Below are 22,680 nucleotides of genomic sequence, written 5' to 3'. Positions count from 1 at the left end.
CTGGGCGTTCGTTTTCTGGAACACCTGGAATTTCTGGAATCCAGTTCGCAACTTTCTTATACACATAAGTGATTTCTTTTGTTTTACCAGCTTCTACTGTACCAGTCGTAGCATCGATACCTGTTGCTTTACCGTTACCAACTACTGTCAAGTTGTTATCATTTGAAACAGTACCAACTTTGTAATCACCTGCTGGAACTAGGCGGTAAAGTTTGCCATCTACTGAGATGCTAGCCAATTTGTTATCAAGAACAGTGTCGTAGTCAGAACCTGGTTTACCATCAGTCACATCTGCAACTGGAGCTTTAAGTGGGTTACCTTCTGTATCGACATAGTTAACGTTAACGCTACCTGCTTTTTCGTAGATGTAAGTTACTTCAGTCGTACCTTCGACAACCTTACCAGTTTCTTTATCACCTGCTTTAACTTCATCTTTTGGCAAGATGTAGTAAACCTCACCTGTTTGGTCATTTGTGATTTTCTCTGGTTTGTTATCTCTAGTATCGTAGTCTGTACCTGTATCTGTGATCGTTTGGTCTGTCACATCATCTGCAATGGTGTTACCTTCTGTGTCCACATAGTGAACAATAACATCACCTTGTACTAACTCGTAAACATATGTGATTTCTGTTGTACCAACAACAACCTTACCATCTTCTTCACCTTGTGTCGCAGCTGGAACAAGTTTGTAAATCTTACCATCATCTGTTGTGATAGTTTTTGGTTTCAAATCTTTTGTGTCGTATGGTGTACCTGTTGAGCTTTCTGGTGTATCAGTTACAGTGCTTGCGGTTTTCTTACCTTCGTCTGTTGTACCTGAGATTGGGTTACCGTCTTGGTCAACATAATGAACAATAACCTTACCAGTTACTTCCTTATAGACAAAGGTAATTTCTTTGGTAATACCAGAGGCGACTGAGCCAGTTGCTTCGTGGACACCTGTTACCTCAGTCACATTGCTTACTGACAAATGATGATCCGCTTCAACAGTACCGACAGTATATTCAGCAGCCGGAGCCAATTCATATGTCTTACCATCAGCAGTGACAATCTTAGCTGGTCTGTTATCAACGATTGTGTCATATCCTGTACCCGCTTTGGCATTGACAAGATCAGCAACTTTTTCAGTAACTACCTTGCCAGTACCGTCTGTACCAGATAGTTTATTACCATCCACATCAACGTAGTTAACATTGACGCTGCCTGCTTTTTCGTAGACATAAGTCAACTCTTTAAGCGTATCTTGCGCAACTGTACCAACTTCTTCGGTAATTTTTTCAATCTTACGTTTTTCAGTGTCTGTGTTGCTTGAAGCTGGGTTAAGACCTGTTGTATCGATTTCTTTGTAGTAGTAAACCGTACCATCTGCTGTTGTGATTGTCGCATCTTTTACAGACTTGGTATCATATGCTGTGTTGGTGTTAGCATGATCATAGATTGACTTAGAATCTTGTAAAACATTACCTTCTGTGTCAACATAATAGACCTTAACGCCACCTTTTTCTGCGTAATAGTAATGCTGATTGTTCTCACTAAGAGTCAACATGTTGTACATAGCGATGATGTTTGTATGTAGATCTGCATCCACTTCTTTTTCAGCACCATCTTGATTAACGGTAATCTTTACACGTACTGGTTTGCCATCGCTGCCTACCTCCGTCTTACTAAGAAGTTTTACACCTTGTGGAGTTGGAGCAGTTGGTGACCAGTCAACCATTGGGTCTGATAAATACGAACTAATCTTAAGTGCGATTGTTGTAGCAACATTACTACCTGCAATGGCTGTATAGTAATTTTTTACGGTGTGATTCCAAGTTGTTAAGCCAGTAACTGCATCTGGTCCGTCATTGGCAGTAAGTGGTTCTGCTTCTGTAGATACAAATGTAAGCAAGAACTTGTTATCATCTGTGTTGATTTCGGAAGCATAATTTGCACGGATTGCCGCCAAACGACTAGCTTGTACATCACTTGCTAAGCTAGTATCTGCATTAACCGCTTCAATTTCAGCTAGGTATTTATTGACAATCGCGATACGATTTGTAAAATCTAAGGCTTCTGCTCCACCATTCGTAACAAAATCTACCGGTGACATGGTATGGTAGTTTTTAAAGTTCTCAAGAAAATCAGGATGATCAGGGTTTAAAACAAAGTTTAGGAAACGTGAAGTACCATCTTCTTTTGTGATATAGATAACCCTTGCAGTCTTAGAAGCAGGGAAGTATTGGATAAGCGGAGTACCAACTGAGTAGTTCGTTGAAATTGGTGTATCTTTAATTACTGGTGCCTCAATCAATTCATAGTTTGCAAACTCTGCTGCATCAGAAATTGTAAAGGAATCCCCTGAAACCATGCCTACGTGAGCGTAACTTGCAAGAAGTTCTTGTGCACGACGTTCAGTTTCTTTGACAAAATAGCTAGTAACCTGAGTTGGCAGATATCCCGGTGCTATACCAGTATAACTGTTATAAGATGTGTTATCATTTGTTAGAAGTGAATAGGCAACCGAACCCTTACCGTTGGCTCCCACGCCAGAGTTGATATTCACATATCTAACGCTTGTTTGTTGACCTGTTGAATCCGTAAATGGCATCGTAGTTAATGACATTCGGTAAGTAAAAGTTCCTAGATCTTTCGGTCCATTTGCAATTGTTTGGAATTGATGACGAGCAGTATTTTCAGGGATTTCAATCTCTTCTATAAAGCCTTTTTGTTTACTTACCAAACGAGCATAGATATTACCAGTTGATTGAACCCGATCCATAGAGAGGGTAATATAGTAATCTGTACCATAACGGTTATTATATGAACCATCCTTCGTACCAGGTGTAACTGTGGCATCAATATCATCAGCTGACAAACTGTAAATCAAGAAAGTGATTCGTCCATCAGTTGGGTCAACTTCATATCCTGCTGGGATATTTTGTTTTTGAGGCTTAGTTGTGGCTGTTGCAGTTGCTGCAGCCTTATTAAGCACTTCTTCATTCTCAGTCCAGTATCCTGGTCTGTTAGTTGAGTCATCCATATCAGTGACAGTAGTCAAAGCAATCTCAATAACATCCGTACCTAAAAACTTACGCAATTCCAAAACAAGTGCCTCTACACTTGTACGAACAGCTGTGATTTGTGCGTTTACTTCTTCAAGTGTTGCAAACGCATTTTGGAAAGTTACAGTCGCTTTTGTGGCAACCAATTTAGTTGCGGTAGCTGCTGTTTTCAACGCTTCATTTGTGCTATCTGCAGCAACCAAACGATTAGTTTCATTTGCCAATACTTCCGCTTCTGAAGTTACTTGCTCAAGAACTTTTTTTGCTTCTTCTACGGTTGTTGATGTCGTAGGTGTAGTTGATGTCGTAGGTGTAGTTGATGTAGCTGCTCTAGTTGTTGAACTAGCAGTTGCTACAGTTGTTGATGTTGTAGTTGGTGAGCTAACAGTTTCTGTAGCTTCTACTTTTTTGACAACTTTTACAGTTACAATATTTTCTCCATTCTCTGTCACTTCTTGAGAAACTGTAGCTGACTGACCTGATGCTAATTCATACCCTTCTGGTACTACTGCTGTGACAGATACCGTTGCTTTTGCAATTGTTTCTGTGGTAGTAACTGAAACTGTTTCTACTGAAGGGTTCCCAAGTATTCCATCTTCAGTAGCGTACTTAACAATATAGCCGATTTCAACTGTACGTTCAGAACTTGATGAAGTCGCTGCTTTTGTTGAAGTTTCTGATATCTTTGATTCTGTAGCACTTGTGGATGGAGCTACGGACGTAGACTCTGGGGTTGTAACTGTCTCTGCTGCTTGAACAACCTGTGTCCCAGCACCAAGTGCAATCGACATCCCAAGTAAGACACTAGCAGCACCAAAGTGGTATTTACGAATTGAGAAGTGCTGTTTCAATCCGTACCAGTCAAAAGACTTTCTTCTAGAATGATGCATTATTATCCTCCTGTATTCTATGCATTGCTAAAAATAAGTTTAGTAACTAAAAATGCTTTCAGATTACATCTCCATCATTTTACTATTAGTTAACTATTTTTAGCTTCAATAAACATTATAACCTACCCCCCCCCCCCGTTTTTCAAGTAAAATCAATCATTTTTTACGTCAAGTAAATTCCCAAATTAAGTTCTAGCCTAACCCAAAAACTGGAAATTAGACTGAGACAAAGAAATGAGGTAGAACTTAATATGGGACAAGTTGGTGATGACAAATTTGAGATAATTAGAAAAGATAGCCTTTACGACAGCCCCCGTAGCCTGACGAAATGAACTTTCTCGCTTGTTTACATCCTAGGTAAATCTTGATAGTATGCAATTAAATCAGGAAAAGAAATTTAAAATAAAAACCCTGTGTAGCACAGAGTTCTCCTTCTATCATTCTCTTATCCACCTTTGTGTTGGCTCCATTAGCTTCGATATCTATTATTCCGTGGGAGTGGGCGGAGCCATCATGGATGACTTTCCCACTCCCACTCTGTTCTACTAGGAGATCTGTTGAAATAACGAAGCGAGATTTCATGCCATCAGAAAAAAACAGCTTAGTTGCCATGTTCATGACCTTCTTCTGTGACAATATCTTTCCGCAACACCCTCACTTGTTCAATAGGCATTTTCAGAACTAGGGAAATATTCTCATCAGACATGCCAACTTGAAAAAGAGAAATCAAAACTTCTTGCGTTTTTTGTTCTGCACCTTTCTCAATTCCTTTCTCATAACCATCCTCAACACCCTCCTCATAGCCTTCTTCAAAGCGTTCCTGCATGGTTTCGTAATAACTAGCGGCGCGGTGCATGTGGAGTATTTCAAGATTATATGCCATGTTCATGACCTTCTTCTGTGACTGTATCCTTCCGCAACACCCTCACTTGCTCAATAGGGATTTTCAGAACTAGGGAAATATTCTCATCAGACATGCCAACTTGAAAAAGAGAAGTCAAAACTTCTTGCGTTTTTTGCTCTGCACCTTTCTCTATACCTTTCTCATAACGTTCCTGCATAGTTTCGTAATAACTAGCGGCATTTCGGTTCCATGTATCAATCATTGTTCTTTCCTCCTGTGTCCAATTATTCACATCCAAAAGATACTCTGCCTTTTGGATTGCACTGGTTTGTTTGAAGCTAAATTCTTTGTTAGAGAAGAATTCCATCCAAAGCTGTTGTTTCCTATCCATTTCTCCCAATGGCAGTTTCTTCAGTTCTACAATGACCATCTCGAAGGGCTTTCTCGCTTGTTCTTGTTTACCAAATGGAAACTCCAAGACCTGACCTGTTTCTGAATCCGTAATAATAAATGAATGGACTGGTCTTTCATCTTTAAAGTAGTTGGTTGCAACTACGGCGATACCATAGACAGGTTGGATTTTATCGTACATCTTATGGGTTTTGGCAACTTTTTGTCGAACATTGGGCAGGTTTGCGACCAGGTGTTGGCAAATATAGGTCCACAATCTTTTCAAAAAGCCTCTTTGGTAGGCGACTTGGATTTCAATCACTACTTGGGTATCATCTTCCAATGAGGCAAGAACATCAACGGTCGTAGTAAAATAGCCATCTTGTTCTTTCTTTAAATCAGCAAGAGTTCCGTTCATAATTTTGACCATTTTAGGTCTGAAACCGAGAAAGGTTTCAATGAAATCAATGGTCACCTCTGGATCGCTAAAAACTTTTTTAGCTGCAATGTCCATCATTGGATTGATGCGATGTCTTTTTTTGCTCATATTTTTCTCCATATTCTATTGATTGAGATATAACCTCGTATTATATATTCGAAAAACAGAGCACGTTACCTAAATATATTATAGCACATTAACTAACATTTTTAAAATTCAATACCAAAAACCTGCTAGTTATTTGAAAACTAACAGGTCAAGTTTACTCATTTTCCTTCTCTCTTGCTAAACGCTCCCTCTCTAATCGCAATTTCCGATTGGGATTGAGTGTATTGAAGAGTTCTTCTAATTTCTCAGCATTCCATACATCGGCTGCTGAGACAAAATTTCCATCCTTATCCTTGAAGGATATTGGTTTATCACCCATATAAACCTCCAAATTTTTAATAATTGTTTTAGCCCAAGCTCAAGAAGACAGATGAAACAGTTCCAAAAATCTCGGCAGGTTGCGACATGAAGCTCAAGCAGTCGAAACTACTGCCTGTACGGAATAGTCCACCATAGCGGCTACCGTACTACATCAAGTCCTTTAGGACTTAGATGTGATTCCAAAGTTACGACACGGAACGCAAATGGTCGATACTACCATTTGGGTGAAGTTAGTAAGGTAGCTAGCCAAGGTCCCCTAGGACTTGGCGTAGTTTGACTAGAGGCTGGGCAAAAAGCCTAGCACCACTCTTCAGAGTTCGTGTCAACATCTCAGCGCAGTGGTTGATTGGCAGATTTGTTCGTGTTTTACACTCCAAATCTGATCTAATCAACTGTGCGGGGGTGGGAAGACGAATTCTTTTTTAACTAGTCGAGTTCTTTCCCACTCCCAGTCAAACTGCTTACCTCGCTTTCGAATTTTCGGGCTCGGGATTCAATGGTCACTTTCTTATTTCTAGGTGACCAGCTGAAAAACTCCACTGGACAAGTTACGACATGGAGTACAGGCAGTCGATACCACTGCCTGTGCGGAATTAGTAAGGTTGGTAGGTAGTCCGCCATAACGGCTACCGTATCACATCAAGTCCTTTAGGACTTAGATGTGATTCCAACGTTAATCCACAAACTCGAATTCGAACTTGCCGATGCGAACTGTATCGCCGTCTTTGGCTCCGCGGGCACGGAGGGCTTCATCGACACCCATACCACGCAACTGGCGAGCAAATTTCATGACAGATTCGTCACGATCAAAGTTAGTCATGGTGAAGAGTTTTTCTAGTTTGTCACCAGATAGAACCCAGCTTGCATCATCTGCACGGCTGATGTCAAATTCTGGCTCATCTGGGTTAAAGCCATAGTAAGCCTCCTCTTCTTGGAAATCTGATTCCTCGTAGAGCAAGAATTCAGGCGTTTTCTCTAGCAACTCAGCTGTGGCATCCAAAAGATTTTCCAAACCTTGGTGAGCAATCCCTGAGATTGGGAAAATCTGTGGCAGTTCGTCAAATTCATCATAGTTGGCTGCCAATTTTTTCTTAAATTCTTCCAGATTTTCTGCCGCTTCTGGCATATCCATTTTGTTGGCAACGATAATCTGAGGACGCTCCATGAGGCGAAGATTGTAGGTTTCCAATTCATTGTTGATGGCTACGTAATCTTCATAAGGATCACGACCTTCACTTGCTGACATGTCCAAAACATGCAAGATAACACGTGTCCGCTCGATGTGACGAAGGAATTGCGTTCCCAATCCAACACCTTGACTAGCACCCTCAATCAAACCTGGTAGATCTGCCACAGCAAATGACTCGCCAGATTTGGTCCGAACCATTCCCAAATTTGGCACAATGGTTGTAAAATGGTAGGCACCAATTTTAGGTTTAGCAGCTGTAATCACGCTGAGCAGGGTTGATTTTCCAACGGAAGGAAAACCGACCAAACCTACGTCAGCTAGGACTTTCAATTCCAACTCCAGATTGCGTTCCTCACCTGGTTCCCCATTTTCCGAAATCTCTGGTGCAGGATTTTTGGGTGTCGCAAAGCGGATATTTCCACGACCACCACGGCCACCATGAGCAATAATGAACTCTTGTCCATTTTCAACCAAGTCGGTGATGACCTTGCCAGTATCCGCATCACGAACAGTTGTCCCCTGTGGTACTCGAACAATCAGGTCTTCCGCACCACGACCATGCATTCCCTTGGTCATCCCTTTTTCACCATCGTCAGCTTTAAAACGACGGTTGTAACGGAAGTCCATGAGAGTACGCAAGCCTTCATCTACAACAAAAACAACGTCTCCGCCACGGCCACCATCACCGCCCCAAGGACCGCCATTAGGTACATACTTTTCACGGCGGAAGGCGACCATCCCGTCGCCACCTTTCCCTGCCTTGACCTTAATCTTGGCAGTATCTAAAAACATACTCATAATTTACCCTATTCTTTCCTAGAAAAAAACGCTTAAAAGCGTTTTAGACCTGTATTCACAAGCGAAGTGCTCATATATAAGAAATCGTTTTTAGCCAATCAAGGTAGTTTTTTCAAAATACTGACTGTATTTTCTAAAAAACTAATGATGAGTGCTTAAAAACTAGCCTTAGTATAGAAGTGCTGAATAGTGAATACAGATTCTTAATTCATCAATGCATTAATGGCTGGTAAAATCAAGCCAGCTAATGTCACGACAACCATCACGACAACAATTACTAAAGTTACTTTTTCAAATGTTGTTTTCTTGTGTTTTTCTTCGCCGAACGCCATTGCTTTCTCCTTAATCAGTCATTGATAATTCATTTTACCATAAATTAGTAGAGCTTTCAAATCTCATCTCTACCTACCAGAAGACAAGATTTACCAGATTATCTTAAAAGGACTGCTTTCCAGCTTCTGACTAGAAAGACAGTCCTCGTGCTTTTCAGAAATTTTAGGCAATTAAACAGATACCAAACATTTTACTTTTAATCCAACTCCAACCAGCATAAGTAAACCACAAATGTAATAAGCAACAGGCAATTCGATTATACGACTCCAGAATTCTTCTCCTAGAGCCAGAATGGGTAAGCAATAAATATACAATGTAACCATAAAAGTCATGACAAAAATAATCAGTTGGATATTTTTATGACCTTGATAATTGATGAAAAAGAATGCTAAAAAGATTAGAATAGAGGACAAGGAAAACAAGTTTTGGCTGAAATACCGCCAACCTGATACAAGGAATACAGAATAATTTTCACTGTCCATAGTATATGCAAATGGAAATAACATAGACAATAGGAGCAAACAACCAATCAGATGAGTAAGATATTTGTTCATAATCATCAACCTCTTTATTGTTTTTACAAATATAAATATTCACTCAAATATATTAACACATACAAAAAAGAATGTAAACTATTTTATTGTATTTTTTTCCATTTACTTCTGCTTCAAACTTTCCTTGACCTTCTCCGCCACCTTGTACGGCACGCCAGCTTCTGCGATTTCCTTCAAACTTGCTGACTGGATATTGCCAATAGACTTGAAATGTTTCATCAGAGCCTGCTTGCGTTTTGGTCCTAGGCCTTCTATGCCGTCCAATTTGGATGAGAAGGAATTTTTTGACCGAACCTGACGATGAAACTCGATAGCAAAGCGGTGCACTTCATCTTGAATCCGATGTAAGAGGAAAAATTCCTGTGAATTACGGGGCAATTCCACCACTTCTAGCGGATTGCCAAAGAGCAATTCGTGGGTCTGGTGCTTGTCATTCTTCTGCAAACCTGCAATGGGAATGGACATACCCAACTCCTGCTCGATAACCTGCTTGGCGACATTGACTTGACCCTGACCACCGTCAATGATAATCAAATCAGGCGGTGTCAAACCATCCCGCAGCACCCGACTGTACCGTCGCTGCAAAACTTCTCGCATGGAAGCATAGTCATCTGGTCCCTCCACCGTCTTAATCTTGTACTTGCGGTATTCCTTTTTATTAGGCACCCCATTTTCAAAGACCACCATAGCCGACACAGGACTAGTCCCCATGATGTTGGAGTTATCAAAAGCCTCAATCCGCACAGGCGTCGGAATCCCCAAAAGCTGACCGATATTCTCCACCGCACCGTAGGTCTTCTCCAGATTTTTCTCCAAGAGATTAAACTTCTGCTCCAGACTAACACGCGCATTCTTGGTCGCGAGATTGATAAGCTGCTTCTTCTCGCCACGCTGGGGCTTAAGCACCTTGGTAGCTACCAGAGCTTCTACGGCTTCTTGGTCAATATCCTGCGGTATCAAGACCTCTGAGGGAATCAAATGTTGCTGGTCCCTGTAAAACTGACCGATGTAGGTCAAAAAATCTTCGTCCGCATCATTATAGTATGGAAAAAGATTGACATTCCGCTCAATCAATTTCCCCTGCCGAACAAAGAAAACCTGCACACACATCCAGCCCTTGTCCACATAGTAGCCAAAGACATCTCGATTTTGCAAGTCATGAGCCATCACACGTTGCTTGGTCCGCAGGGTGGAAATGGATTGTAGGACATCCCGGTATTCCGCTGCTTTTTCAAACTCCAGATTGCCAGCAGCCGTCTTCATCTTTTCCTGCACTTCCTTGACAATCTTATCATCATGACCTGTCAAGAACTGGGCCACTTCCTTACTCATCTTGTCATAGTCAGACAGGCTAGGTAGTTTTTCCCCATGGGCCAAACATTGCCCCAAATGATAGTAAAGACAATACTTGTTCTCAGGCATTTTGCACTTGCGGAAAGGGTACAAGCGTTCCAGTAATTTGAGGGTCTGATTAGCCGCACCCACATCTGGATAGGGACCAAAATACTGACCACCATCCTTTTTTATCTGCCGTGTAATCATCAGCCGTGGGTGACGTTCCTTGGTAATCTTGATAAAGGGATAGGACTTGTCATCCTTGAGCATAATGTTATAGCGAGGCTTGTTTTCCTGAATCAGATTGATTTCCAGCAAGAGGGCCTCGATATTGGAATCCGTCACGATAAATTCAAAATCGGCAATTTCAGATACCAAGGCCTCCGTCTTGGTATCATGGGCACCACGAAAATAAGACCGCACCCGATTGCGCAGGTTTTTGGCCTTGCCCACATAGATAATCTTTCCGTACTTGTTTTTATGGAGATAGCAACCCGGACTATCCGGCAGCAACTCCAATTTATGCTTAATCAAATCGTTCATAGGTCTATTATAGCAGATTTTTCTGCAATCATTAACTTGTGAAATTCCAAACATTTTCTAAAAAACTATTGCTTTTGTACTAATTCAGCAGTATAATAGATGTAATTAATTGTATATATTATTCGAAGAACATTGGAATAATGCTTGGAATACCTAGCAAGCTCCTACTTTTAGTTCACGAATAACAAGGAGGTTACTATGATACAATTTGACCATATCACAAAAGCATACGGCGAAACAATCGCGCTTGATAACCTAAATTTGACAATTGAAAGCGGCGAGATTTTCGGCCTAATTGGACATAACGGGGCAGGAAAAACAACGACAATCAGTCTATTGACTTCGATAATCGAAGCCAGTTATGGAGCTATCTCTGTTGATGGTTTAAACCTAGAGGAGAACCGCGATGAAGTCAAAAAACGGATAGCCTATGTTCCAGATTCGCCAGACATCTTCCTACACTTAACAGCATTTGAATACTGGCACTTTATGGGCAAGGTCTATGGTGTAGAAAAAGATACAGTTGATGACCGTATCGCTAAACTCTCTAGTCTATTTGATATGACAGCGCGCCAACATGAGCCTATTGACAGTTTTTCACACGGTATGCGTCAGAAAACCATTATTATTGGTGCATTGATCCCTAACCCTGATATTTGGATTTTGGATGAACCCCTAACTGGACTGGATCCTCAGGCTTCTTTCGACCTAAAACAAATGATGAAAGAACATGCTCAATCTGGTCACACCGTTCTATTTTCTACACACGTCCTTTCAGTGGCTGAACAACTCTGTGACCGCATTGCTATTCTCCGAAAAGGGCAACTCATTTTCGTAGGAAGTCTTGATGAACTCAAATCACAGTATCCAGATAAAGATTTGGAGACCATCTATTTGGAATTAGCGGGACGCCAACAAGTGAAAGCAGGTGAGGAAGTATGAGTAAATCCATCATTTGGGAACTAGTAAAGATTAATATTCTTTATTCCAATCCTCAACTTCTAGCTTCCGTCAAGAAAAAACAAAGTAAGCGCAAAGACGCCTCCTTTTCAGCCTATAAAAGTGTCCTCTTGCAACAAGTATTTATGGTTTTGAGTTTCGGACTTCTCTATTCTGTCTTTTTCATGGGAGTAGATTATAGTCAGTCTATCGGTTTCTTTTCTCTGCAACTAGCGCTCTTTACCATTATTGCCATTGTCTACGGTTTTACAGGTTTCTTCTCCGTTTTCTACGATAGTAAGGATACAAAGTTGTATTTAGCACTTCCCCTGAAGCCACAAGAAGTCTTCCTCGCTAAAATCCTCTCTGCACAAGGGATGGTCCTACCCTTCCTCATGCCGTGTCTGTCTTTACTTCTGATCACTTACTGGCAAATTGGCGGTCCGTTCCTCGCCTTAGCTTCCATTCCTTCCTTTTTGATTCTCTGGATTTTAGTTAATTTAGTCAATCTGATTATCATGCACTTTGTTGGGGAAGTTCTGACAAAAAGCCCTCGTAAAACATTGATTTCTACAATCCTGATGACAGGTTCTTCCTTGCTGGCTTTTGCTGCGCTCATGTTCCTGCAATCTCAGCAGACCGTTTCACTCGAATCTGGTGGCTTTGTTGATTTTCCTATCATACCCATATTTGCTGGATTCCATTACTTGGTCAGTCACACTATATCACTAGAGACACTCCTTCATTTTGGACTTCCTCTAATTTTGATGTTTGGACTTATTGTGTTTGCGTTTAAAACTGTCATTCCCAACTACTTTAATCAAGTTTTGGCGATTGAAAATGCTTCGACAAAACGGATCAATAATGCTAAGTCTGGCAAGATTCCTAGCAATCTCAATCAGGCTTTAGTGAAACACCACCTATCTACTCTTAAAGATAGCAACCTCATGGTCCAAACCATGATACAACCAATCATCATGGGAGTGGCGCTTTTTCCAAGTTTTAGCCGTTTCACAGAGAATGGTGGTCTAAGTTCAGTTGGATGGGATTTCTTTGGTATTGCTCTATTAGCTGGATTCTTGCTTGGCAGTCTATTTGCTGGTTCTACAACCTTCATCGGAGTGGCCATGTCATTGGAGAAGGAAAATTATCATTTCATTCGAACACTTCCTATAAGTTTCAAAAAATTTATCATCCAAAAATTCTGGGTATTGGCTGCCGTGCAATTCGCACTACCAACTCTACTTTACTTTGCTTTGGCTCTAGGTTTCATGAAAGTCAAACTCATTCTAGCATTCTTCTTTACAGTCGGCATCATCATTTCAGCCCTGCTAACTGGTCAGATTTATTACTGGCGTGACCAACAACTCCTCATGCTCAACTGGCAAAATAGTAACCAGTTATTTGGTCGCGGAGCGGGGCAATGGTTAATCGCTGGATCGATCATAGGAACAATGTTTCTCGGAGCCATCGTTCTAGTTGTCAGCATCATATTAGCTGGCACTATTGGTGCAACTTATGTAAGCTCAGCCTTGATGACCTTACTATTTGTTCTATCTGCTGCTCTTCAACTTTATATCTACAAAGCTTATTGGCAAAAACTAAAATAGATTGGACGTTGTCCAATCTATTTTAGTTTTCTGCGTAATATTCCTGACCGTATCCTTCTACTTCAGCATTGATTTGCCAAGAAATACCAAACTTGTCTGTTACATTACCATAGGCAGGAGACCAAGGAACTGCTTGAAGTTCCATATTGATAGCAGTTGCATCTACGGATAACTTGCTGTATAGTTCCTGCGCTGTCTCAGCATCGTCCGTGATAAGCGCAACTGTAATATTGTCACCTACTGTATAAGGCATTTCTGGGTTGTTGTCTGATAACATAAACCGTTGACCATTCAAACGAAACTGTGCATTCATCACGTAATTTTCTAGTTCAGCAGGGCAGTCTGGTAAGAAATCTTTAAATAGATTTACTTGCTCAACTGTTGCCCCAAGAGCATTTTTATAAAACTCGATGGCTTCTAAACCATTACCATTAGTAACCAAGTATACTTCCATTGCTTTAAGCATGATGGACCTCCAAAATTATGATGGTTTATTATATCACGAGTTAGTTATACGGACAAATTTTTCGACTTATTTCTGACTAAATGTAAAATTAATAATCTCCACCTGGTACACCAAAATATTCTTCCAAGGTCAAGCCTGAATTGTAAATATCTGTCGCTTCTTGACCAATATATCGTACATGCCAGGATTCTGCCATATAGCCTGTGCTAGACTCTTTTCCTGGAAGATAGCGGACAATAAAGCCATATAGATGTGCATTCGTAGCCAACCACTGAGAAGCATTGGGCTCTTCTAATAAATTACCACTTGTATCCAATAAATCAAAGGCTAATCCTGTCTGATGTTCACTATATCCAGCTCTTGCAGAATACCTATCTGCCGCTGCTTGTCCTTCCTGATTTACATAAGACTGGTAGAGACTTGCCTGAGTTTCATAGGAACGAAATCCACTATAGTTATTGGAGACACCAAATCCTAGCGCCTGCATATCTGCTATTAATCGTTGAAAAGCTACTAAGGCTTCAGGATTTTCGCCCGGTGCATAATCAGCTGCAAGCGGATGCTTTTTATTTGCGATAATCACTTCGCCATATTTTCCTTGTACACTATAATAGGAACCGTTAAAATTTACCTGAGTCTCTGTACTTGTTACTTCTTGATTCGTTTCCGCCGATGTAGAGCTGCTTGTTGACTGCTCCGAAGTTATTGAAGCAGACTGACTTGAAGTAGTCGAAACAACTGTTGACGAATTTTTTGCAGTATTGGCCTGATTTGTATTTTGATGACATGCTGCTAGTAACAGTATTGTCGGCAAGCATAATAGAATAGTACGTTTCATTATCATCACCCCGTTCTCTTATAATTATGTCTATTGTAGCACAATCATAAGACCCCGTCTAATAACGGCTTATGATTTTAACTACTATTGATATTTTTAGTGTTCATTGAATTTCTCTCGATTCTTTTCCTTTAAAATATTGGTATCCACGATAACATACATGTCATAAATAGAAACACCAGCCTTTCGACTGGTGGACATATATGATGTTAAATAGTCGTATTCACAAGCAAAGTAATTTATATACAAAATAGTTTTTTAGGAGATACTGACTATATTTTGAAAAATCCGTCTTAGCTAGAGATACTGAACTGTAAGTACAACTAGATACCTCATCAGTAGTTTCTAAACAAACATTATTGTTGATTTTTAGATGACATACCGTTTTTTATGATGTCTTCTACCTTCACATCCGGTTTATTATTTAGCACTCCTAAAAATACAAGAATACTGAGGATGATACAAATCGTCTGCTCGATTCGGTTTTATGATAAAGCAATCGAAATTTGACTGAACAGATTAAATATATCAGCACAATAAAACGGGTGATGATACCGAGTTGATAGAAACGATGTATCATCATCCGTTTGTCAGCTGTAGGGAGAAAGAAATTTTATCCGATTAGCTTGATGTCCTTTCTTCTCATTGTTTACCCTGCAATAAACAATGAGAAGAAACTTGTACCAACCATATCTGCAAGAGCATGCCCTAAGAAATATGGCAATAAATTATCATTTTTCCTTGTGTACATGTAGTAATAGAAAAGACCAAAGGCTACCCCAATAACAAGAGCAGATACCATTCCTTGATAGGTATGGAAAGATATACGGACAATTGTTGAAAAGAGTAAGACCAGCGAACGCTTTTTATTATCTGTACTCAACAATAAGCCTAAGAAAAAGAACTCTTCATAGAAGCCATTAAACAAGGAATAGATAACTGTGCTGTAGTCAACGGCTAGAAAACGGTTGAGCACTGTCATGATATTCCAGTCATAATAAGGTAAGTATCCAAGGTAATTATATCCACCAGACAGACCTGGAATATATGAAAAAGCTGTAAATGCCAAATCACTAATCAGACCAGCACCGATGAAAATCAGTGGTCCCCAGAGCAAAACTGTCCACCCTAATTTTACTTTTAGCTGCTTGAAATCATAATTCCGAATCAATAAATACACCAGGGCAAACAGGAATAATTTTCCTTGATTGGCTAGAGCCCACCAATTATCGGCTGGACTAAACGACAGAACTCCTGTTTCAACGGTTTCTGTTGCGGAAAGTGATGCTATCCATTGCATGGTTGAGGTATAGATAGCATTACCACATAAAATCGTTGTGATAATAATCAAATCTATCCAAGTGAGTTCTTTTAGGGGCTTGGTTGGACGAATACGTCTCAGTAAGCTTTTCACTTTTTCTCCTTATAGTGTATTTTTTATTACAAATACACGAAAAATCTTATAGAATTTTAAAACATTCTATAGTAAGTCCAATAATTCTTGATAGCTACTAATTGTATAGGTTGGAACTGCCTTACTATTATTTATCATATGAGTCGGATTGTACCAAACAGTATCCATGCCAGCATTATTGCCGCCTTGAATATCTGCTGTCAAACTGTCTCCAATCATTAAGGCTTGGTCAAACTGAAAACCTGCAATCTGCTCTGCTATTTTTTCATAAAAATCAACCGCAGGCTTTTGCGTCCCCATCTGCTCAGAAATAAATACTTCTTTAAAATACGATTGAATCGGTGAGTGAAGCAAGCGATTTTCCTGTATATAGGTCACGCCGTTGGTCGCTGCATAAATCTGGTAGCCTCGGTGTGTCAATTCCTGCAAAAGCTTATCTGCACCTGTAAAAATTTGTCCCTGCCGCCCAATAAATTCTTGGTAGCGCAAGGCCATCTCCCTTCCATCAACTTGCCGACCAAAGTGGGCAAAGGTTCTAGAAAATCGCGTATCAATCAACTCTTTTTTAGTAATAAGACCTTTTTCTAAGTCCTTCCACATGCCTTGATTTAGAGGGCGATAGACATCTTTAAAAGCTTGAATATCTTCAACCTCCATAGCTGTCAAAAACTGGGTTAAGGCTACTTCTTCTCCACGATTAAAGTCAAGAAGAGTATGGTCAAGATCAAAGAGTAAGTGTTTGTATTGCAAGATGATAAGTCCTTTCTAAGCAGAAACTACTGAAACGATGTCAGGCAGTATATCTAAAGTATACCACAGTTTCTAAAAAAATAGCTTCGTTTCCTAGGATATAGTCGAGTGAATTAGAAACAGGACACATCTAAGTTTGTCAATTTGAGAAATCTAAAGTTATTTTAGGAGTGGGTTATTAACACTATAACCTAAAACCGTCCTTTTCCTAATTCAAACCACTATACTCTTGATTTTCGAAGAGTATGAATAAAAAAATACAACACATTTAATGCATTGTATTTTAATCACTATCTATATTTCCAGAAAATTAGCCACCGCTTCTTTTTTTCTAGAAATGGGTAACATACGATCACTAAGTCCACTCTGTAACAAGGGCCTATACTTCTTAATGTACTCCTTTTCTTTTTTTCTTCTGATTCCCATCGCTTCTTCAAGCTCTAGAATTTCAAACATTAAGATAAGGTTTTGATCACGAAGGGTTTCAGTGGTCATCCCTAAATACTCTGGGTATTTTCTCAACTGATATAAATGTTGTGCACATCTTATCAACATAGAAAATGACTCACCGATATACAAGACACACCGTTCACCATCAACTTTCTGAAGTGAGATTTGGTATACCCCTCCCTTGATGGCTTTTATAACATCATTTTGAAAAAATTGTACCTGAAGATTCATCCCTACTCTTCCTTACTTATCGGTGCTAAGCTTGCCAAGACTTTTTTGAGTCCCATTTCTGGGAAATTGATTTTGAGTTCTTGGTTGCTGCCTGAACCTGATACTTCAAGGACTGTCCCGCGTCCCCATTTCTTATGGATAGCGATGTCACCAACTGACCAGTTGGTGCCTGAGCCAGACGATTTGTTACTTGATGCGAAAGGCATACTGCCTCCGAGCTTGGCAGATGGTTGTACGGTTGCTTTTCGGCTTTGCATGGCTTGTTGCAAACTCATACCTTGTCCAAACTGTGTCGCTCTGCCATTGACATAAGAAGCCTTAAAGCTAGTATTAGCTGGACGAGCGAGGCCTTGATAATCAAGCAAGTCACTGGAAATTTCTCGGATAAAGCGGCTTGGTTGGTTATAGTTGGTGCGACCGAAAAGGAGTCGAGAATTGGCATTGGTCAGGTAAAGAGTCTGCTCAGCACGGGTGATGCCTACGTAAGCCAAACGACGTTCTTCTTCCAATTCGTCCTCTTCTTCTGCTGCACGACTAAGTGGGAAGACATTTTCCTCCATACCAATCAAGAAGACAACTGGAAATTCCAGACCTTTGGCTGCGTGGAGTGTCATAAGAGTCACTTCTGAAGATTCTGTATCGCCATCATCTGTGTCAGCAATCAGTGCCAAATCAAGTAGGAAACGTGTCAAGCGATCCAGACCTGTCTCTTCTTCCTCAGTATCCTTTTCATCAAAGTTTTTGGTAACAGACAGGAATTCCTGGATGTTTTCAATGCGGGCATTTGCTTCCAGCGTATTTTGTGCTGCAAGGGCATCGATGTAGCCTGTTTGGTTCAATACTGCCTCGACTACTTGGGTCACGGTCAAGTTGTCTAATTGATTACGAAGATTATAGAGGAGATTGGCTAGGTCAAAGACTGCCTGCGCTGCCTTGCCTTTAATCGGCGACAACATAATATCCTGAGAAGCTTCTAGCAAGGACATGCTGTGGCTGGTCGCAAAATCACGGAGTTTGTCAACCGTACCAGGTCCAACGCCACGTTTTGGCTCATTGACAATGCGTTCATAGGAGATATTATCCGATGGATTTGCAATGATATTCAAATAAGATATCACATCTCGAATTTCCTTACGGCTGTAGAACTTGGTGCCTCCAACCATGGTATAAGGGATATTAGATTTGAGCAGGGCTTCTTCAATGGTACGGGATTGGGCATTGGTCCGATAGAGTACAGCAAAGTCCTTATAAGCCTTGCCTTCTCGGTGCAACTGGTCAATCTGCCCTGCGACAAAAATCGCTTCATCATTCTCATCCCGTGCACGATAGTAGGTTATTAAATCCCCTTGGGCATTCTGAGTCCAAAGTTTCTTAGGACGTCGATTGCGGTTGTTTTCGATGACCTCATTGGCAGCCTGCAAGACGTTCTTGGTCGAACGATAGTTTTCCTCCAAAAGCACAACCTTGCTCTCTGGATAGTCCTTTTCAAAGTCCAGGATATTTTGCATATCCGCTCCACGCCAGCCGTAGATAGACTGGTCTGCATCCCCAACCACACAGATATTCTTGAAACGTGATGCCAAGAGCTTGACCAACTGGTACTGGGCATGGTTGGTATCCTGATACTCATCGACATGGATGTACTGGAATTTCTGCTGGTAATAGGTCAGAACCTCTGGATTTTGGTCAAAAAGGCGGAGCGTCAACATGATCAAATCATCAAAGTCAACGGCTTCTGACTGTCTTAGTTCCTTTTGATAAGCCGTGTAGCATTTAGCAACAATCTGCGTGTATAGGTCGCCTGCCTGGGCTTCAAATGCCTTGTCATCAATCAAGTCATTTTTGGCATTGGAAATGGTTCCTAGAATAGAACGCTCACTCCACTTTTTCGGATCTAAATTAAGATTTTTCAAAATCCGTTTCATAAGGCTACGCTGTTCACCTGGATCGACAATGGTAAAATTGCGATTGTAGCCGATATGGTCAGCATCCCGACGCAAAATCCGCACACACATGGAGTGGAAGGTAGCTATCAAACAATCTTGCGTTGCAGGATTGAGAGCATAGGCCCGCTCTTTCATTTCACGCGCAGCCTTGTTTGTAAAAGTAATAGCTAAAATATTCCAAGGATTGACCATTTTCTCATCAATCAAGTAGGCGATGCGGTGAGTTAAGACTCGTGTCTTACCTGATCCAGCCCCTGCCATAATCAAAAGCGGGCCTTCCGTCGTCTGCACCGCTTCTGCCTGTCTGTCATTCATTCCGTTTAATAATGGGTTCATCTTCTCATACTTTCTTAGAACATGTATTACAAGTGGAGTGCTTTTAAATAAGAGATAGTTTTTCGCTAATCAAGGCAGTTTTTTGAAGGAATACCAACTGTATCGTCATTTAGTTTTTCTTTTATTACTTCGACGTACGAGAAAACTTCGTTTCCCTATTTCCAACTTCAAACACTCCACTGGAGTGTTTGAACTCGCCTTGCCTGATTGAAACAGTCTGGGGGATACGAATAGTCCGGTGGACTATTCGTACCTGAGCCTGATAACAAAAAAGCGAAGTACATCAGCTGGTCACCTAGAAACAAGAAAGCATTGAGTTATGCCTGCGGCTGTTGATGCGAACTTTGTTCGCTTTATTTCCAACCTCCAACTATCTACCAGATAGTTGGAGCGAGTACTAAAAGTAAACTAAAAGACTATATTTTGAAAAAACTAACGATGAGTAGCTGAAAAACTAGCCTTAGATAGAAGTACTACACTGTGAATACAGGTTCGTTATAATCATTCTCTCCATTATACCAAAAAATCACTCGATAAGCAGTTGCAATGTGATAGATGACAAGCAAAAAAGCCCAGAGTTATCTCTGAGCTTTTGTATTCAATTGATTATTCAGCACCCAAGGCAGCTACTGTGATGTAGTTGTATGGTTTGTTGAAGTGTGGCAAGAAGAACAAGTCTGTCAATGCCAATTTTTCGATTGTTACACCTTCTTGGATTGCCAATGAGAAGAGGTGGATACCCAATGAGATGTCTTCACGAGCAGCCATTTGCGCACCAAGGATACGACGTGAATCTTTATCGTAAACAATCTTGATAGTAACAGGGAAGTTACCATGCTCCATGAATTCTGGTTTTTGGTTGTCAGTTACTTCAGTAACCGCAGCGTTCAAACCAAGACGAGTAGCTTTTTCAAGTGTCAAACCTGTTGATACAAGGTTAAGACCATAGATAGAGATACCGTTAGAACCTTGTACACCGATACCTTCAAGGTCAGTGCCACAGATGTTGTGAGCTGCTACGATACCAGTACGTACTGCATTTGAAGCCAAAGCGATGTAGCTTGTGTCGCCAGTAGCGTTGTCATAAATAGTTGCACAGTCACCGATAGCGTAAACGCCTGGGATTGAAGTTTCTTGACGTTTGTTTACAAGGAAGGCACCATTACGGAAGCGCTCGATTCCTTCACCTGCAAATGCAGTGTTTGGACGGAAACCAACAGCCAAGATAACCATGTCAACATCGTATTCGTTCTTGTCAGTGATGATTTTCTCAACTTTACCATTACCAGCAACTTCTTTAACAGTTTCGCCAAAGGCAAGTTGAATACCATGCTCTTCCAAGTTTTTAGCCATAAGGTCTGACAAGTCGCGGTCATAGTAACCAGCCAAACATGTATCTACAACGTCGATAAGGATAACTTCTTTACCTTTACGTTGGAATGCTTCTGCAAGTTCAACACCGATGTAACCAGCACCAACAACTGCTACGCGGTTGATGTCTTTGTTTTTCAATTTTTCAATAACATCAGCTGAGTTTTGGTACAATTTTACGAATTGCAAGTTTTCAAGAGTTGCTTCAAATTCAAGAGAACCTTCTTTGATTTCAGCTCCTTTGATTGGTGGCAAGATAGGTTGTGAACCAGTTGCGAAAAGAAGTTTTTCAAATGATTCAACATGTTCTTGACCATTTACAAGTGCAGTAACTGTTTTTGCATCATAGTCGATATTTGTAACAGGTGACTCCATGTAAACTGTTGCTCCCAAGCTTTCCAACTCTTCTTTGTTTGAGTAGAAAAGTCCTTCAGGACCACCAATTTGCTCACCAATCCACAAAGCCATACCACATCCCAAGAATGAAATATTTGAGTTTTGGTCAAATACAACGATTTCGTTTTCTTGACCATAATTTGTCAACATAGTTTTGATTGCGGCCGTACCAGCATGGTTAGCACCGACAACAACGATTTTAGCCATAATGTGAAATCTCACTTTCGAAAATATATTTTTTTACAAAGTCTATTATACACTAAAAATGATACCGATTACAAAACTTTTGCTCAGAATATCACATTTTTTTCAAAAAGTTTTTGAAATGCTATTTTCTTTAAACAATGTAAAGATATACAAAAGCAAAAAGGGAGTGGGAAAGAACTCGACCAAGATAAAAAGAGTTCGTCAACAAGTCTTTATTTCAAGTTGTTGAGCTGAAACAGTCTATCCCCAGACTGTTTCACTCCCACCCCCGCATAGCTCCAAAGGTTCAGGGAACCTTTGGAGATTGGAAATAGAGCGAACTTTGTTCGCAACAGTCGTAATGGCCAGATTTGGAGTGCAAAACACGAACAAATCTGCCAATCAACCACTGCGCTGAGATGTTGACACGAACTCTGAGTAGTGGTCCTGGGCTTTTTGCCCAGCCTCTTCTCTTAACGCACTTGTTCAAAACTCAGATGTACAATAATCTTATCGCCATAGCCGTTACGTTCCAAATCACGTTGCAAGCGATAGGAAATGTAATGCTCAGCAATAGAAATATACCCTGCATCTAAAAGACGGTGTTCAACTTGCGACTGAACCATGCTAATCGTTGGTCGCTCTGTATGAGCTTCTTCCAAGTCAAGCACTACTTTCTTTGTGACCTGAGCAAGATTTTTCCGCCAAGTTTCATCAATGACATAGACTGTCTGTGCAGCTTTAATGATGGCTTGGTAGATTTTATCTGGGTCAAATTCAACAATTTCTCCACTACGTTTAATGACTTGCATAAAAGCTCCTTTCTGGTTTTCAGTAAACCCTTTCATACTTACATTATCTAGGTTTTTATGCATTTTGTCAAGTATTTCTTTTTCATAAATTTTGCCTTGGCTTATTTTCACTGAAAGCCCTTTAGTATGATATAATGGACCTATTAG

At 40.5% G+C, this 22,680-nt stretch carries 19 protein-coding genes; 2 read left to right on the top strand and 17 right to left on the bottom strand.

The features are described from left to right. From P7J49_RS04565 to uvrC, 9 genes are all read right to left on the bottom strand, one after another. A partial coding sequence (locus tag P7J49_RS04565; RefSeq protein WP_408569657.1) for a MucBP domain-containing protein occupies positions 1-3,934 on the bottom strand: 3,934 nt, incomplete at its 3' end. 378 nt (positions 3,935-4,312) lie between these two features. Then, positions 4,313-4,546, bottom strand: a complete 234-nt coding sequence (locus P7J49_RS04560; RefSeq protein ID WP_029186608.1) for a hypothetical protein — start codon at positions 4,544-4,546, stop codon at positions 4,313-4,315. Continuing rightward, positions 4,536-4,817, bottom strand: coding sequence for a hypothetical protein (locus tag P7J49_RS04555; RefSeq protein ID WP_398582602.1), 282 nt, complete (start codon positions 4,815-4,817; stop codon positions 4,536-4,538). Before P7J49_RS04555 ends, P7J49_RS04560 begins: the two co-directional genes overlap by 11 nt. Then, complete coding sequence (locus P7J49_RS04550; RefSeq protein ID WP_398582603.1) at positions 4,807-5,715, bottom strand: Rpn family recombination-promoting nuclease/putative transposase; 909 nt, start codon at positions 5,713-5,715, stop codon at positions 4,807-4,809. Before P7J49_RS04550 ends, P7J49_RS04555 begins: the two co-directional genes overlap by 11 nt. 154 nt (positions 5,716-5,869) lie before the next feature. Continuing rightward, entirely contained in the window at positions 5,870-6,034 is a 165-nt protein-coding gene (locus P7J49_RS04545; protein WP_024409594.1) for a hypothetical protein, read from the bottom strand. Positions 6,035-6,709: 675 nt separating this feature from the next. Beyond that, positions 6,710-8,023 carry a GTPase ObgE gene (obgE, locus tag P7J49_RS04540; RefSeq protein ID WP_408569655.1) on the bottom strand — a complete coding sequence of 438 codons (1,314 nt, stop codon included), beginning with the start codon at positions 8,021-8,023 and terminating at the stop codon, positions 6,710-6,712. 203 nt (positions 8,024-8,226) lie between these two features. Beyond that, a complete protein-coding gene (locus P7J49_RS04535; RefSeq protein ID WP_002943675.1) occupies positions 8,227-8,355 on the bottom strand; it encodes a DUF4044 domain-containing protein in 129 nt (42 codons plus the stop codon). 171 nt (positions 8,356-8,526) lie between these two features. After that, positions 8,527-8,910: a hypothetical protein gene (locus P7J49_RS04530; RefSeq protein WP_408569653.1), complete on the bottom strand. Its 384-nt coding sequence runs from the start codon at positions 8,908-8,910 to the stop codon at positions 8,527-8,529. Positions 8,911-9,012: 102 nt separating this feature from the next. Continuing rightward, positions 9,013-10,788, bottom strand: coding sequence for an excinuclease ABC subunit UvrC (gene uvrC / locus P7J49_RS04525; protein WP_408569651.1), 1,776 nt, complete (start codon positions 10,786-10,788; stop codon positions 9,013-9,015). Positions 10,789-10,986: 198 nt separating this feature from the next. Between uvrC and P7J49_RS04520 the strand changes: the two genes are divergently transcribed. Further along, entirely contained in the window at positions 10,987-11,730 is a 744-nt protein-coding gene (locus P7J49_RS04520; protein ID WP_408569650.1) for an ABC transporter ATP-binding protein, read from the top strand. Continuing rightward, positions 11,727-13,337, top strand: a complete 1,611-nt coding sequence (locus P7J49_RS04515) for a permease (protein WP_408569648.1) — start codon at positions 11,727-11,729, stop codon at positions 13,335-13,337. The genes P7J49_RS04520 and P7J49_RS04515 overlap by 4 nt, the downstream gene beginning before the upstream one ends. Before the next feature lie 22 nt (positions 13,338-13,359). Here P7J49_RS04515 and P7J49_RS04510 read toward each other — a convergent pair whose 3' ends face one another. The 8 genes from P7J49_RS04510 to P7J49_RS04475 form a co-directional block, all read right to left on the bottom strand. Then, entirely contained in the window at positions 13,360-13,803 is a 444-nt protein-coding gene (locus P7J49_RS04510; protein WP_002935466.1) for a VOC family protein, read from the bottom strand. Positions 13,804-13,891: 88 nt separating this feature from the next. Then, positions 13,892-14,647, bottom strand: coding sequence for an LD-carboxypeptidase LdcB/DacB (ldcB, locus tag P7J49_RS04505; RefSeq protein ID WP_408569646.1), 756 nt, complete (start codon positions 14,645-14,647; stop codon positions 13,892-13,894). A 643-nt stretch (positions 14,648-15,290) separates the two neighbouring features. Then, positions 15,291-16,055: a CPBP family intramembrane glutamic endopeptidase gene (locus P7J49_RS04500; RefSeq protein ID WP_408569644.1), complete on the bottom strand. Its 765-nt coding sequence runs from the start codon at positions 16,053-16,055 to the stop codon at positions 15,291-15,293. A gap of 66 nt (positions 16,056-16,121) precedes the next feature. Continuing rightward, complete coding sequence (locus P7J49_RS04495; RefSeq protein ID WP_408569642.1) at positions 16,122-16,805, bottom strand: YjjG family noncanonical pyrimidine nucleotidase; 684 nt, start codon at positions 16,803-16,805, stop codon at positions 16,122-16,124. A 294-nt stretch (positions 16,806-17,099) separates the two neighbouring features. Beyond that, positions 17,100-17,486, bottom strand: coding sequence for a hypothetical protein (locus P7J49_RS04490; RefSeq protein WP_024380750.1), 387 nt, complete (start codon positions 17,484-17,486; stop codon positions 17,100-17,102). Between the two features lie 2 nt (positions 17,487-17,488). Then, positions 17,489-19,768, bottom strand: a complete 2,280-nt coding sequence (gene pcrA / locus P7J49_RS04485; protein WP_408569640.1) for a DNA helicase PcrA — start codon at positions 19,766-19,768, stop codon at positions 17,489-17,491. A 606-nt stretch (positions 19,769-20,374) separates the two neighbouring features. Next, positions 20,375-21,742: a H2O-forming NADH oxidase gene (gene nox, locus P7J49_RS04480; RefSeq protein ID WP_002943642.1), complete on the bottom strand. Its 1,368-nt coding sequence runs from the start codon at positions 21,740-21,742 to the stop codon at positions 20,375-20,377. Positions 21,743-22,194: 452 nt separating this feature from the next. Further along, positions 22,195-22,533, bottom strand: coding sequence for an ATP cone domain-containing protein (locus P7J49_RS04475; protein ID WP_408569638.1), 339 nt, complete (start codon positions 22,531-22,533; stop codon positions 22,195-22,197). Positions 22,534-22,680 lie beyond the last annotated feature (147 nt).

Source organism: Streptococcus suis (assembly GCF_046032515.1).
Lineage (GTDB): Bacteria > Bacillota > Bacilli > Lactobacillales > Streptococcaceae > Streptococcus > Streptococcus suis_AL.
This window is presented reverse-complemented; position numbering and strand designations above follow the sequence as displayed.